Origin of the sequence: Mesorhizobium sp. M0037 (genome assembly GCF_040323635.1) — a bacterium.
Taxonomy (GTDB): Bacteria; Pseudomonadota; Alphaproteobacteria; order Rhizobiales; family Rhizobiaceae; genus Mesorhizobium.
This window is the reverse complement of the sequence record NZ_JAMYVB010000001.1, coordinates 482,086-496,763: the sequence shown is the minus strand read 5'-3', so window position 1 is coordinate 496,763 and position 14,678 is coordinate 482,086. Positions and strand designations below refer to the sequence as shown.

Annotated in this window: 11 protein-coding genes and 1 pseudogene; 7 read left to right on the top strand and 5 right to left on the bottom strand. The window is 63.7% G+C overall.

Features of this window, described 5'->3' with window-relative positions:
* Positions 1-69: 69 nt before the first annotated feature.
* From NKJ78_RS02555 to NKJ78_RS02545, 3 genes are read right to left on the bottom strand one after another with little or no spacing between them, the layout of a single operon-like run.
* Positions 70-1,713 carry an ArnT family glycosyltransferase gene (locus tag NKJ78_RS02555; protein WP_023739401.1) on the bottom strand — a complete coding sequence of 548 codons (1,644 nt, stop codon included), beginning with the start codon at positions 1,711-1,713 and terminating at the stop codon, positions 70-72.
* Positions 1,714-1,752: 39 nt separating this feature from the next.
* On the bottom strand, positions 1,753-2,085 hold the full coding sequence (locus NKJ78_RS02550) for a lipid-A-disaccharide synthase N-terminal domain-containing protein (protein ID WP_023669132.1): 333 nt from the start codon (positions 2,083-2,085) through the stop codon (positions 1,753-1,755).
* Positions 2,078-2,812, bottom strand: coding sequence for a glycosyltransferase family 2 protein (locus NKJ78_RS02545; RefSeq protein WP_352459435.1), 735 nt, complete (start codon positions 2,810-2,812; stop codon positions 2,078-2,080). Before NKJ78_RS02545 ends, NKJ78_RS02550 begins: the two co-directional genes overlap by 8 nt.
* 254 nt (positions 2,813-3,066) lie before the next feature.
* Between NKJ78_RS02545 and tyrS the strand changes: the two genes are divergently transcribed.
* A complete protein-coding gene (tyrS, locus tag NKJ78_RS02540; RefSeq protein WP_352459436.1) occupies positions 3,067-4,320 on the top strand; it encodes a tyrosine--tRNA ligase in 1,254 nt (417 codons plus the stop codon).
* Positions 4,321-4,337: 17 nt separating this feature from the next.
* On the opposite strand, the gene NKJ78_RS02535 is transcribed toward tyrS, so the two are convergent.
* Positions 4,338-7,724 carry a YhdP family protein gene (locus NKJ78_RS02535; protein WP_023739404.1) on the bottom strand — a complete coding sequence of 1,129 codons (3,387 nt, stop codon included), beginning with the start codon at positions 7,722-7,724 and terminating at the stop codon, positions 4,338-4,340.
* A 184-nt stretch (positions 7,725-7,908) separates the two neighbouring features.
* Here NKJ78_RS02535 and NKJ78_RS02530 point away from each other — a divergent pair, with 184 nt between their 5' ends.
* From NKJ78_RS02530 to NKJ78_RS02520, 3 genes and pseudogenes are all read left to right on the top strand, one after another.
* Positions 7,909-8,376, top strand: coding sequence for a peroxiredoxin (locus NKJ78_RS02530; RefSeq protein WP_023697549.1), 468 nt, complete (start codon positions 7,909-7,911; stop codon positions 8,374-8,376).
* A gap of 161 nt (positions 8,377-8,537) precedes the next feature.
* Complete coding sequence (locus NKJ78_RS02525) at positions 8,538-9,815, top strand: M23 family metallopeptidase (protein WP_023739405.1); 1,278 nt, start codon at positions 8,538-8,540, stop codon at positions 9,813-9,815.
* Positions 9,816-9,908: 93 nt separating this feature from the next.
* A pseudogene (locus tag NKJ78_RS02520) lies at positions 9,909-10,166 on the top strand (ABC transporter permease); the annotation flags it as partial.
* Positions 10,167-10,213: 47 nt separating this feature from the next.
* Here the strand turns inward: NKJ78_RS02520 and NKJ78_RS02515 are convergent.
* A complete protein-coding gene (locus NKJ78_RS02515) occupies positions 10,214-11,395 on the bottom strand; it encodes a M24 family metallopeptidase (protein ID WP_023739407.1) in 1,182 nt (393 codons plus the stop codon).
* 211 nt (positions 11,396-11,606) lie between these two features.
* Here NKJ78_RS02515 and NKJ78_RS02510 point away from each other — a divergent pair, with 211 nt between their 5' ends.
* Genes NKJ78_RS02510 through NKJ78_RS02500 form a run of 3 tightly spaced genes read left to right on the top strand, consistent with a single transcriptional unit; the run spans position 11,607 to position 14,616 of the window.
* Positions 11,607-12,773, top strand: coding sequence for an ROK family transcriptional regulator (locus tag NKJ78_RS02510; RefSeq protein WP_023739408.1), 1,167 nt, complete (start codon positions 11,607-11,609; stop codon positions 12,771-12,773).
* Positions 12,770-13,534, top strand: coding sequence for an ATP-binding cassette domain-containing protein (locus tag NKJ78_RS02505; protein ID WP_023669142.1), 765 nt, complete (start codon positions 12,770-12,772; stop codon positions 13,532-13,534). The genes NKJ78_RS02510 and NKJ78_RS02505 overlap by 4 nt, the downstream gene beginning before the upstream one ends.
* 41 nt (positions 13,535-13,575) lie before the next feature.
* Positions 13,576-14,616, top strand: coding sequence for a sugar ABC transporter substrate-binding protein (locus NKJ78_RS02500; RefSeq protein ID WP_023684845.1), 1,041 nt, complete (start codon positions 13,576-13,578; stop codon positions 14,614-14,616).
* The last annotated feature ends 62 nt before the right edge of the window (positions 14,617-14,678 follow it).

Sequence of the window (14,678 nt, the reverse complement as noted above, 5' to 3'; positions counted from 1 at the left end):
CATAGCGGCACGCGCCGGTGATGGCGACTTCGTCAACATGCGGAGCTCGAAGCGATCATCGAAGAGATATCAGTTCGCCACACGGTACAGGCCGAGCGACAATTTATCACCTGACGAATAGTTGATGCCGTCGATTTCAGCGACGCGGCTGGCCTTCTTGCCTTGCCCTGCCAGCAGGTCATCCAGCCGTTTTTCATCGCCGACCGGCGCCAGGCCCAAAGCGCAGGCCGGATCGCCAAGCAGATGTTGCGCAACCCCATCGACATCGGTCAGTACCGTCTTTGTGCCCACCAGAAATACCAGGCTCGGTTCGTGATATTGCGCGGAGGCGAGCACGCTCATCTCACAGGGACGATCGGCGCGAACCGCAGCCTCGATTTCCCGGCTCATCCAAATCGGTTTCAGTGACGGCACGATGACACCGAACAGCAGGGCGTAGGTTATACCGGCGCAAACCGCAGCCCCGCCGATGCGGACCAGCGGCACCAGCTTCTGGCGCGAAACAGCGAGGTAGCCGGCGCCCAATGCTGCCGCGGCGGCCGGAACGCTCCACCATAAAAATGTCTTCATGAGATAGATCGGCGCACCGACGCAAAGCACGGCGAGACCGACTGTCACCAGGACGGTGCCGAATGCGGTCGCCCACCACAGCCATGTCTGCCAGCGCCTGAGCGGCGCATTTGCCTCTTGCGGTGTCAGCGTCACAAGCCAGCCGATGAGCAGGGCCATGCCGGGATAGGCCGGCAGCACATAATGCGGCAGTTTCGTCGGGATCAATTCGAAGACCAGCCAGAACGGAATGTACCAGGCGAGGCAGAAACGCAGGCGCGGATCGTCGCGCAATCGGTTGAGCGCCTGCAGTCCGGCGCCGAGCGCCACAAGGCCGAACGGCCACATGAACAGGCAATAGGTCAGCACGTAGAAGCCCGGCGGAACGCCGTGCGACTCCTCGCCTTGCGCGACCTTGCCGAGCATATCCTTGCCGACGGCCTGCTGCAGGAAGGCGCCGTTGCTCTTCCAGGTGATAAGGGCGAGCCAGGGCAGCACGATGAGCAGAACCAGAGCCAGCCCTCGCGCCGCTTTCAGCTTTGCCAGCCAGCACCAATCGCGCTCGAAGGCAACCAGCGTGAGCACCGTCAGCGCCGACAGCAGCGGTGCAATCGGCCCCTTGATGAGGATCGCCGCCCCCTGCGCCGCCCAGAAAATCCACGGCAGATGGCCGGCGACCGGCTCGTCGCGGCGCGATGCCAGATAAATCTGCGCCAGCGCGCCTTGCGCCAGAACGCAGCAGGCAAGCAGCATCGCGTCGGTCTTGGCGTCGCGGCCTTCGAAGGCGGTGGCGAAAATCGCCGCCATGACCAGGCCGGCGGCAAGACCGGCATTGGCGCCGAACAGATTGGCCCCGGTCCAGGCGATTGCGACGACGGCGATGGCGATGCCCAGCGCCGAGACCAGCCGGTAAATCCAGATCGGCGCCTGTGCCCCCTGGCCGCTCAGCGTCACCGCCGCCGATTGCAGCCAGTAGATGCCGATCGGCTTTTGGTAGCGCGACGCGTCCTGGAAGCGGATGTCGACATAGTCGCCGGTCTCCGTCATCTGCTTGGTCGCCTGGACGAAGCGCGGCTCGTCGCGGTCGAGCGGCGGCAAAGAGGCCAGTCCCGACGCCGTCATCATCAGGCTGAACAGGAAGAGAAAGATGTAGTTCCTGCTCATTTCGACACCGGACAGACTGAATTTGGCGGGACTGGTGGCTCAGTCGACCTTGGTCATCGCCGCCTTGCGCTCATTGGCGATGAGCCATAAATTTCTGACATAGATCACCATGCCCATGGCCTGGCCGGCGATGAACACCGGATCCTCACGCTGGATGGCGTAGACGAGCAGCAGCCCGCCGCCGAACAGCGAGAAGAACCAGAAAGCGATCGGCACGACGCTGCGCTTGGCCTTTTCCGAAGCGATCCACTGCACCAGGAAGCGCATGGTGAAGAAGAACTGGGCAACGAAGCCGAGCAGAACCCAGGCGTCGAACTGCTTGACGAAAACCTGGTGCAGCCAGGTCGCCAATTCCTGAAACACGTTAGCCATGCGTGATTTCCTCTACCTTTGGCATTCTGCGGCGCCGGCGCCGAAGCCACCAGACGCCGGCGAGATCGAGCGCGCCCTGCAGGCCGCGATCGAAGATGCCGTAATTCGACTTGCCGTGGCGGCGGGAGCGGTCGACGACGTCGCAATGGACGACGCGGTAGCCTTCCTGGATGACCAGCGCCGGAACGAAACGATGCGTGCCGTCGAAAAACGGCAGTTTGCGCAAAATATCGGTGTGGATGGCCTTCAGGCCGCAACCGGTGTCGCGGGTGTCGTCATGCAGGATCGCGCCGCGCAGCCAGTTGGCGAAACGCGATGCCAATTGCTTGATCTTGCTGTCGCGGCGCTTCAACCGCTGCCCCTGCGCGGCGCCGAAATCGGGCCCTGCCCGACGCAGCGCATCGACCAGCACGGGGATATATTGCGGGTCGTTCTGGCCGTCGCCGTCGATGGTGGCGACGATCGAGCCGCGCGCCGCCAAAGCGCCCGAGCGCACCGAAAGCGACTGGCCGGCGGATTTTTCGTGCCGAAGCTGCCGAAGCGGAAACGGACGTTTGGCGGCTTCAGCGGCAAGCACCGAAGCGGTGTCGTCAGTCGAACCGTCATTGACGACGATGATTTCGAAGTCGCGCCCGGTCATCGCCGCCTCGATCTCGTCGATCAGCAGCGGCAGGTTCGCCGCCTCGTTGCGGCAGGGAATGACGATGGATATCAATGCGTCCGGCATATCGCGTCGGGCTCTGTCACAAGATATGGCATTCGGTGGATGCCGTGCGGTGCCGTTCCAGCGGATCGAACCCGTTGGCGCGGCGCCTCATTACGCCAGCCGACAGGATGAAGCAAGCATGCGCGGCAGTGCAGAATAGGCTGTCCATGCCGGCGCAAAATCGGAAACCACTTTTGCTTGACGCGCTTGGATGCTAAACGCCCGCGTTCAGGCCATGCCGGGCCGTTCGGACCCGGCGCTTTCAGGAAGAAACAATGCCCGCCTTCAAGTCCGATTTCCTGCGCGTCATGAGCGAGCGCGGCTTCATCCACCAGATTTCGGATGAGACCGGGCTGGATCAACTTTTCGCGAAGGAAACCGTGACCGCCTATGTCGGCTACGACGCCACGGCGACCAGCCTGCACATCGGCAATCTGATATCGGCGACCATGCTCTACTGGATGCAGGAGACCGGCCACCGGCCGATCGCACTGATGGGCGGCGGCACCTCGATGATCGGCGACCCGTCCTTCCGTGACGACCAGCGCAGCCTTTTGACGCCCGAGGCGATCGCCACCAACATCGAAGGCATCAAGCGAATTTTTGGCCGCATCCTGCGCTTCGGCGACACTGGCAATGACGCCATCATGGTCAACAATGCCGACTGGCTGATGAAGCTCAACTATGTCGAGTTCCTGCGCGATGTCGGCCGCCACTTTTCGGTCAACCGGATGCTGACCTTCGACAGCGTCAGGCTGCGGCTCGAGCGCGAACAGTCGCTGTCCTTCCTCGAATTCAACTACATGATCCTGCAAGGCTATGATTTCGTCGAGCTCAGCCGCCGCCACGACTGCCGGCTGCAGATGGGCGGTTCGGACCAGTGGGGCAACATCATCAACGGCGTCGATCTCGGCCACCGCATGGGCACGCCGCAGCTTTATGCGCTGACCACGCCGCTGCTGACGACATCGTCGGGCGCCAAGATGGGCAAATCGGCCAAGGGCGCGGTGTGGCTGAACGGCGACCTCTTCTCGCCCTATGATTTCTGGCAGTACTGGCGCAACACCGAGGATGCCGACGTCGAGCGCTTCCTGAAGATCTTCACCCGGCTGCCGCTGTCGGAGATCGCGCGGCTGGCCGCCCTTGGCGGCTCGGAGATCAACGAGGCCAAGAAGGTGCTGGCCACCGAAACCACGGCCATCGTGCACGGCCGCGAGGCGGCGCTCGCGGCCGAGGAAACTGCGCGCAAGACATTCGAGGAAGGCGTGACGGCCGAAACGCTGCCGACCGTGGAAGTGGACGACGCCGCGCTGGAAGCCGGCATCGGCATCCTGTCGCTGCTGGTCAGCGCGGGCCTTGCCGGGTCAAACGGCGAGGCAAGGCGTCACATACAGGGTGGCGCCGTGCGCCTCAACGACCAGCCGGTGGCGGACGACCGGCGGATGGTGACGCCTCTTGATTTGAGTCCGGAAAACGTCGCAAAGCTTTCAGTGGGCAAGAAAAAACACGTTCTGGTGCGGCCGGTCTGACCCGTCTTCTGGGATCCTCAGCGATATTCGAAGATCGAGCGGAAAATGCCCGGCGCGATTACCGATAGCGGGTTGATGTCCAGCACCGGCTTGTTGGCGTTGCCCTTAAGCCGGTAGGTGACGCCGATCAGCCCGCGGTCGCGGCCATTGCCGAGCAGCGCGCCGACCAGCGGCAGTTCGCCAAAGATGCGGTTGAGGCCATAGGCCGGCATGAAGGTTCCGGTCATGTCCATATTGTTGTTCTGGTCGTAGAGCGTGCCTTGGAAGGTGGTGCCGATGCGCGGGCCGCGCAGCACGCCATTCGCCAATTTCAAATAGCCCGACCCCTTGTCGATCTCGGTAAAGCCGCGCTCGAACTTTACCCGCGAAGTGTCGATCTTGCCCTTGACCGCTTCGTTCAGGCTGCGGCTGTCGCCGGTTGGCGTGGTCGAGACGATCGAGGCGAGCTTCGGTTCATTGACGATGAAGAAGTTGCTCGAATCGACCTGTCCACGCATCGGGCCGTCGGCTGCGCCGCTGAGCGCCAGCGTGATCGATCCGCCTTCCATATGCTCGTAGATGTTGAGGAAGCGCAATATGGCGCCTGCGTCGGCCGACTTCATGGTGAGCGCGCGAGCACCATTGCCTGCCGTATTGCTGATGGTGATGGCGGCGCCGGAACTTGCCGCGGCGCTGACCTTGAGCCTGTTCACCCTGGAGCCGGCGGCACTGTAGTCGAGCTTCAAATTGGACAGGACCTCGTCATGGAACCCGGTTAGCGAATTGACGTCGGCGCTGACCGAAACCGCGTCCGTGCCGGTGGTTTTGGTGGCGGTATCGACATCGGAGGTGAACTGCTTGATCAGCGAGCGGGCATCGAGCGCGTTGCCGCTGACATCGACTGCGAAGCCCTTGCCCGACCGCTTCACCGTCACGGCGACATCGTCGCCCCGGTTCAAGGCGACTTTGCTGAAGCGGGCCGACGACAGCGCGCCCTTGACCAGGACGACATTGCCTTCGACCGAAAAGCTCTTTCCGTCGAGGTCGAAGTCGGACAGCGTCGTGGTATCGCCGGACTTGGTCATGGTAAAAGTGGCATTGGCGGCAATGCCCGGCCCCTTGCTCCAGCCTGCCCAGGGAATGTCCAGCCTGGCGCTCGTCAGGTCGACGTCGACGTTCTGGCTGCCGCCTTCGCCGCTCTTGTCGATTGCCACCTTGATGGTGCCGGAAATCAGCGGCGACAGGCCAGGCATGGCCATGGCGCGCGTCTTTTCGTCGAGCACAAGCGCCACCTTGCGGCTGCGCGGCGGCCCGTCATCCCTGAGCGGCTCGACCAGATCGAGCTCGGCTGGAATGCCGTTCAGCCGCGCCTTGGCAGAGATCACCGCCTTGTCGGGCCCGACTTCGATCGAGCCGTCGGCATCGGTCACCATCTGGCCTTCGAACGGCTTGGCGAGCGACAGGTCCTTGTAGTCGAGCGATACCAGCCAATCGAGCTTCGACGTGTCGACGCCGGATTGCAACGGAATGTCGGCCTTGACGTGGCCGGTCACCGTGCCCGACAGGTCGTCCGGCAAGATGCCGACATGGCGCATGGCGTTGATCGGTTCGTAGGAGGCAAGTTCGGCGATGGCCGGCGCCTCACCGGCGACGTCGATGTCGAGCGCGCCGATCACCGGCGGGTGGTTTGCCGCCTTTACCGACAGTGTGCCATTGCTTGCCGCCACGGTGCGGCCGCTCGGCATATAGACGCTGCCCGAGGACAGCGCGACGTCGACATCGTTGCCGTGGAAGGAAACGACGCCGACGGCATCGCGTATCGGCGGGATGCGGCCGGCGGTGTCGAAACGCGAGCCCTCGACCTGGAAGCGGCCGAACACCTCGTCGGCCGAAAGCGGCACGCCGTTGCCGAGACGCCCCGGCACGACCTGGAACTGCAGGCTGGCATCGACGACGCGGCCGCCAAACAGGTTCTGCAGCACCCACAGCCGCGCGTTCTTGGCCGAGAACCAGGGCCACAATTGCTTGACGTGCGAGACCGCCATGTCGTGGACGTTGAGCGACACCGAGATACCCGGCGGTCCGTTGTCGATGAAGGAAACCGCAGCGGTTCCCAGCACTTCGCTCCCCGATCCCGACCTGATGCCGATCTGGTCGGCGACAAGCTTGCGGCTCTTGACCTGATAGACGCCGGCGATGCGGGCGAAGAAATTCAGCGCCGGCTCGGGCGATTCCGAAGGCGCCAGCGTCGAGCCGTCGCTGGTCAGGTCGTAACGATAGGAAGGCTCCTCGCCGGCCGCGCCGGTCGACGGCTTTGGCCCGATCGAGCCGGCGAAATTGAACGCCGAGCGCCCGGTCTTTAGAACCAGCCTGCCGACATCGATCTTGTTGGAGCCGGAGACGAGGGCGGCGTCGACATCGACATCGGCCGGCAACAGCCCGCGTGTGCCGAGGTCGAGCACCGAGCCGGTTAGCGACAGCGAGCCCGTCAGCCGCGAATCGGTCTCGCCCGAGCCTTCGGATCCGGTGAGCTTCAAAGCAATCGCGCCGGTTTTCCCGCCGGCCCCCGGCGTTGTCTCCGCGACATCCGCCATGTCGATGACGGCGTTCAAGGCGGTGACGCGCATCGAGCTCGTATCGCGGGTGGCGGTGGCGGTGACGGTGAGCGCGCGGCCATCGACATCCGCCTCGGACGAGAACTCCATGCTGCCGGGGCCCGACTGCAGCACCGTGGCGTTGGCGATCGTGACCAGCTTGACCGATCCGGCCTCGGGCAGCTCGAACGCGACATTTCTAAGATCGATGCGGCGCATCGAATCCTCGCGCACGGCATCGAGTGCACGATTGACGTCACTGAAGACGGCGGCGGCCAGTTTTTCCGGATCGATGAGACCGTCTTGATTGCGCAGGCGCGCTGTCCAGTCACCACCCGACGGCATCGCCGCGGTGACGATATGAGCGTCGGAAATCCTGGCGCTGGTCAGCCGAACCTCGCCCGAAAGCAGCGGGACCAGCCGGATGCCGAAGCGGACGCGCCCGGCATCGGCCATCGGCTTTCCGTCGGCGGTCTCCACGCTGACATCCTTGACCTGCAGCGCAATGAAGCTCGATCCGTCAAGTGTCAGGCTGGCAGGACCGACGGCGACTTTGACGTCGAAACCGGCCAGTTTCTCGATCGCCGTTTCGGCTTCCAACCGCAGCCGTTCACTGCCGATGCCGGTGGCGCCGATGACGTAGACGGCGGCGGCGGCCAGCAGCACCAGGGCCGCAACGCCGGCAAACAGCCGCGCAAGGATGCGAAAGCCGCGGCCGATCCGTGCCTTGCCGAGCGGCGGCACGCGGCAAGCAGACGGGAAAGCCCCCAGGTCGGTGATCTCGTCACGCCTGAACCGGATTTTCTCGTGCTGCGGTTCTTCCTGATCCACGCAATTTTCCGTTGTGCGAATTCGATCGTGGACGAATCCCCGCCCGACACTATAACGACGCAGGCTAGAGCATGATGCCGAAAAGTGTGAGGCGGTTTTCTGGGACAAACGGTTTCCGTTTGTCCAGGCATCATGCTCTATCTCTTTGACTTAGGGCCGCGTAACCTCAAACAAGGGCATCGATATGGCTGATCTCGACGTTGGCGACGTTGCGCCGCAATTCGATCTTCCGCGCGACGGCGGCGGCTCACTCAGCCTTGCCTCGATGCGGGGGAAGCCTGTTGTACTTTATTTCTATCCGCAGGACGACACCACAAGTTGTACCAATGAGGCGATCAGCTTTTCGCAGCTGAAGCCGGAGTTCGAAAAGGCCGGCGCCGTGGTGATCGGCCTGTCGCCGGACAGCGTGAAGAAGCACGACAAGTTCAAAACCAAATACGATCTCACCGTCGACCTGGTTGCCGACGAGGAGCGCAAGGTGATCGAGGCCTACAATCTGTGGGTCGAGAAGACGATGTATGGCCGCAACTATATGGGCGTCGAGCGGGCGACGTTCCTGATCGGCAAGGACGGGCGGATCGCCGGGATCTGGCGCAAGGTCCGGGTGAAAGGCCATGCCGAAGCAGTGCTGGAGGCGGTGCGCGCGCTTTGAGGCGCCACCGATCTGGCCAACGCCGCGCAGTGCATTGGGGCATAAGACATATGCGGGTGGCTGACACCGTTGGTCACTAGCGCGCCCGCGACGGCAAAACTTTGTTAACCCTAATAATGTGTAATCGGGCTTCGTTGGTGTCGTAACGAAAGCTTGGTCCCGTGAACCTAACCGGTCAGTCAGCGGTCTTCGGCAGGCGCAAGGAGCCGCATACGGTCATCATTGCGCGGGGCAATGAAATACGACATTTCACCATCCGGCCGTGGCTCGTCGCCTTTCTCGGCTCGGCACTGGCGGCGATCGCCATCGGCTATCTCTTGGCGACCTCCTATCTCGTGCTGCGCGACGATCTGATCGGCGCCACCGCGGCCCGGCAGGCGCGCATGCAGCAGGCCTATGAGGATCGCATCTCGGCGCTTCGCGCGCAGGTCGACCGCATCACCAGCCGCCAGCTTCTCGACCAGAAACTGATGGAGACCAAGGTCAGCGAATTGATCGAGCGGCAGAGCCAGCTCAGCCAGCGCCATGGCCGCCTCGGCCCGATCCTCGAACGGGCGGAAAACGAGGTCGGCACGCCGGCCGCCGCGGATGTGGCGGCAAAACCCGACGAACATGCCGAACTGACTGGCGGCGAGCCACTCGCCTATTCGGTCGCCAGCCTTGGTTCGGGCGACACCAGGCCATTCTCGCTGTGGTCGACACGTTCCGATCCGCTGCCCAGCGAAACGGCTGCGGACCGCGCCGACAAATTGTTCGTCTCGATCAATGATTCACTGAAGGCTATCGAGAGCCAGCAACTCACCCGCATCGAAACCCTGGCCGACAACGCCTACAAGAACGCCGATGCCATCACCCAGGCGCTGGAAGCGGCCGGTCTGCCGGTCGACAGTGATTTCGGCAAAAACGAAAGCGATGTCGGCGGACCGCTGATCCCGCTTGACAGCTCGATGATGTTCGACAGCAAGGTCAAGGAACTGGACGAGGCGCTGGATACGCTCGACCAGTTGAAGAAAGAGGCGCGGCGGCTGCCGCTCGCCAACCCGGCGCCGGGCCACTCCGTCACCAGCCCGTTCGGCGTGCGCACTGACCCCATCCTCGGCACCGCTGCCCTGCACTCGGGCATGGATTTCCGCGCGCCGGTCGGCATGGCAGCCAAGGTCACGGCGGCCGGAATCGTTACCAAGGCCGGCTGGAACGGCGGCTATGGCCGCATGGTCGAGGTCGATCACGGCAACGGCTTTGCCACGCGCTACGGCCATCTGAGCGAGATCGACGTTGCCGTCGGCCAAAAACTCGCGGCCGGCGACATCATTGGCAAAACCGGCAGCAGCGGCCGTTCGACCGGCCCGCACCTGCACTACGAAGTCCGCCACAATGGCGAGGCCATCGACCCGCTGCGCTTCCTGACCGTCGGCAAGAAGGTCGAGCAGTATCTGTAGGGTCAAGCCAGGCGGCTGGTTGCACGCCCCCGCCTCCTTCACCCGTTGTACCATCCTGTTGTTTGGCAATCCGACATCGCGTGCTCCGGCGTCACGTTCTGGAGCCTGCGGCTGCCGCGCGCTTTGCCGATGCCGTTCTCATCGCTGAGGATTGCCTCGGCCACTGCCGTGATCGGCGCCATTGTCGGCGAATGGATCGGCTCCGACCAAGGACTTGGCGCGCTGATCATCCAGGCGTCCTTCAACTACCAGTCGGACCGCCTCTACGCGGCGATCGTGCTGTCATCGGGCCTGTCGATCGTCCTGTTTTGTCTTGTGGTGCTGATCGAGCGCCGGACGATCCAATATTGAGCAGATGCGTCAGGCGGGTCGCGGTGGCGTCCGTCGTGGCTGACCGGTCAGGATTTGACATGGATGTCTCGCGGGAATTTGGTCAGCGTCTCATGGCCGGTCTCGGTCACCAGAATGGTCTCGCTGATCTCGATGCCCCAGCCATCCATCCACATGCCAAGAATGGAGTGCAGGACGTTGCCGGGTTGCAGCGCGGTCTTGTCGCCGGGCCGCAGGCTGATCGTGTGCTCGCCCCAATCCGGGGGATAAGCGACGCCGATGGAGTAGCCGATGCGCGATTCCTTCTTCAGCCCGTAGCGCTGGATAACCTTGCGCCATGCGGCCTCGACCGCTTCGGCTGTGGTCCCCGGCCTGACCGCGTCGAGCACCGCATCCATGCCTTCGATCACCGCCTTTGCGGTGTCGGCGACACGGGCCGGCGTCTTGCCGAGCTGCATCGTTCGGGCGAGGCCTGCGGCATAGCGGCGGCAGACACCGGCAAGTTCGAGCGCAATCGTTTCGTCCTTGCCGAAGCGCCGATCGCTCCACATGATGTGCGGAGCCGATGCATTCTCGCCGCCGAGGATGGTCGGCGGCAGTGCCGTGATGTCGCCGGCGAAGTCTGGACTGCCGGCAATCTGCGCCGCCTGGATCGCGGCAATCGCATCGCATTCGCGCACGCCTGGCGCGATGACTTCGAAGGCCCGCGAAACCGCCGATTCGGCAAGTGTCGACGCCTTGCGCAGATAAGCAATTTCGGGCGCGGATTTGACGGCGCGGATCCAGTTCACCAGCAGATCGGCGTCGTGCCATTTCGCATTGGGCAGGCCGGCGACGAGCCGGGCATGCGCCTTCGGTGAGAAATAATAGGCTTCGAGCTCGATGCCGATATGTCTCGCGCCCCAGCCCTTGGCGACGATCCAGGCCGCCATCCAGTCCATCGGATGGCGATCGGCTCGCTGCACGTGGTCTTCGGGGAAGCCGACCACATTCTCCGGCTTCATCCAGGCCGTCAGCAAGCCGCCTGCCGCATCCATGGCGCGGCCGATCCAGACCGGCTCGGCCTCGTATTCGATCGGGACCAGCACGACCTGCGGCGTGTAGAACGACCAGCCGTCATAGCCGGTGATGTAATGCTGGTTGGCGACATCGTTGACGACCAGCAGTTCCAGCCCACGCGCCGCCATCTCGGCGCGGATCTTCTTGAGCCGCCGCTGGTACTCATCGCGCGCAAAAGGCAATTCGATCATCGGTTTTCCTGCTGGATTGTTGGCCGGCGAGCCCCGCGCCCGCCTGACGTCATTCACCATTGCGGTGATTTCAGCCCGGCTGCAATCGGCCAGCGCGGCGCATGGGACAGGTCCTGCACCGCGTCCGGGAACCATTCCGAATTATTTTTGAATTCCATTTGACTGAATAAATTGCCTGTGCAAGTCTTGGTCTTCCTAAGGGGCGCGGGACATGGCACTGCGGGGAACCAATCAGGAGTTCGGACGGCCCTACAACCGGCGCATCGTGCTGGAGTCCATCCGTCTTCACGGTCCCATCGCCCGCGGCGACATTGCCGGCCGCGTTGGCCTCACCGTCCAGACCGTATCGACCATCGTTCGCGAACTCGAAGAGCACGGCTATGTGCTGTCGCTGCGCGAAGAGCCGCGCGGACGCGGGCTGCCGCCGGCGACGCTCAGGATCAACCCCGAGGGCGGCTATGCCGTCGGCGTCCACCTCACCCCGCTAGGGATCGACGCGGCGCTCATCAATCTCAGCGGCGATGTCATCGAGAGCATGCATCGCGAGGCGCCGCATGCGACGCCCAACCATGCCTTCGAGCTGATCGGCGCGATGGTGCCGGAGTTGACGGCGCTGCGGCCCGGCGGGCGCGTGCTCGGCATCGGCATGGCGCTGCCTGGACCGTTCGGCGTGGAGTCGATGAGCTTCGTCGGCCCGACGACCATGGCCGGCTGGAAGGATGTCGCGCTGCCGGAACGGCTGGCGGCGTCGACCGGGCTGCCGGCCTTCTTCGAAACCGACATGGCGGCGGCCGCCATGGGGGAACGGCTTTACGGTCTCGGCTCCGGTTATTCCGAATACTACTACCTCTATTTCGGCGTCGGCCTCGGCGGCGTCATCGTGCATGACGGCGCGGTGATGCGCGGCGCCTGGGGCAATGCCGGCGAAATCGGACACATCCCTGCCGTTCCCGGCGGCGAGCCTTGCCCATGCGGCAACAGCGGCTGCCTCGAACGGTATCTCTCGCTGGAAGCACGTCGCCGCCGCAACATCAGCGACGCCGCCTGGGTGGCCGAGATCGCGCCGATCTTCCGCAACGCCATCGTCACAATCGAGAATATATTCGACCCCGAAACCGTGATCCTCGGCGGGCTTGCGCCCACAGACCTGCTGGAAAAGCTGGTCAGCGCGGCCGGACAGTTCCCCAATTCGGTCTCGGCGCGGCGCGACCGCAAGACACCGCGCGTGACGGTGGCGACCGGCGGCAAGCATTCGGTGCTGCGGGGCGCTGCCGCATTAGCCGTTTCGGGCGTGCTGTCGCCGCGCTTCGGCCAGATGTTCATTGCCGAGCGCGAGCGCCGGTCCGACCTCATGCACAGCAAGGGAGTGGCGGCATGACCGAACCGCTGCTGGTACTCGAAAACGTCACCAAGAATTACGGCGCCATTCATGCGCTGAGGGGCATCAGCTTCTCGATCGGCAAGGGCGAAGTCGTGGCGCTGCTCGGCGACAACGGCGCCGGCAAGTCGACACTGGTCAAGATCATCGCCGGCGGCCTCGAGCCGAGCTCCGGCCGCATGCTGTTCGAGGGCAAGGAATTCCTGGCGAAAACGCCGGCCGAGGCCAAGGCTGCCGGCATCGAGACCGTCTACCAGGACCTGTCGCTCTGCACCAATGTCGACGTCGTCGCCAATTTCTTCATGGGCCGCGAAATCACCCGCAAGGTTCTCGGTGTCCCCATCCTCGACGAGCGCGCCATGGAGGCCGTGGTCGGCAAGGCGCTGGCAAGTGCCGGCACCCGCATCCCGTCGCTGCGCACCAATGTCGAGCATCTCTCGGGCGGCCAGCGCCAGGCCATCGAGCTCAACCGCTTCGTCCATTGGGGCGGCAAGCTGGTGCTGCTGGACGAGCCGTTCGCGGCACTCGGCGTCGAGCAGACCAGGCGCGGCCTCGAGATGATCCGCCAGGTGGCCAACCAGGGCATCGGCGTCGTCATCATCACCCACATCATGCAACAGGCCTTCCAGGTCGCCGACCGGATCGTGGTGATCCGGCAAGGCGTCGTGGCCGGCGATGTCGCACGCAACAAAACAAGTCCCGATGCGGTGATCAACATGATCACCGGTGAGACGCTTGCCGGTGCCGGACCGGCAGGTTGAGGGACAAAAGAGGGGTCCGGTATAAAAGAGGAGCGAACGACATGAAGCGAATACTGGTTCTTGTCTTCGGTATCCTGGCACTGGCTCTTGCCTCGCTCACGCCGGCAATGTCCCAGACCAAGGGCACCGTCTATTATATGGTCCCGACCCTGCTCGATGAATTCCAGACCGGCTCGGTGAGCGCGCTGGAGCTGTTCCTCAAGCAGGTCGGCTATGAGGTGAAAACACTCAACGCCGATAACAAGACTGACGCGCAGCAATCGCAGATGAACGACGTCATTGCGCTGAAGCCGGCGGCGATCATCCTGGCCGCCGTCGATTTCAACGCGCTGAAGCCGTCCATCGAAGCGGCGCGTGCAGCCGGCATCCCGGTGGTCGAGTTCGACCGCCAGATCACCTCGACCCCGTCCGATTTCACCTCGGTGGCGGGCACGGTCGAGATCGGCTACGTCGCCGCCGAGCAGGCGCAAAAGCTTCTGACCGCCAAGAACGGTTCTGTGAAGGGCAAGATCCTGCAGGTGCTCGGCGATCCCGGCGATCCCTACACGCTCGACATCCAGAAGGGTTTCGAGGAGAAGTTGAAGGCGTTTCCTGACGTCAAGATCATCTCGCTGCCGGCCATGCAATGGGAAGCCAGCAACGCCGGCACGATCGTTGCCGACCAGATGCTCGCCAACCCCGACATCGACCTGATCTTCAGCCATGCCGCGCACCTGTCGGTCGCAGCCGTCGCCTCGCTCGAGGCCGCCGGCAAGAAGCCGGGCGACGTCATGCTGATGAGCTCGAACGGCGCTCCGGTCGGTCTCGACCTGATCCGCAAGGGCTGGCTCAATGTCGAAGTCGAGCAGCCGCTCTACGCGCAGGCCGCGGCCGTGGCGATGTTCATGGACAAGATCGCCGGCAAGCAGGAAATCAAGCCTGGCGAGTATGACGTGCTCGGCTTGAAGTCGACCGTGACCAAGGAGAGCTGGGGCCCCAACATCAAGATCCCGGGCGCCGCCATCACCAAGGAAAACGTCGACAATCCGGCCTTCTGGGGCAACCAGAAGCCGCCGACGGACACGATCAAGTCTGTCGAATAGTCGCCTAGCGAAGCGCTCCGGGCCATTGCGGCCCGGAGCCTGCCCATTCACGACGCCGCGTC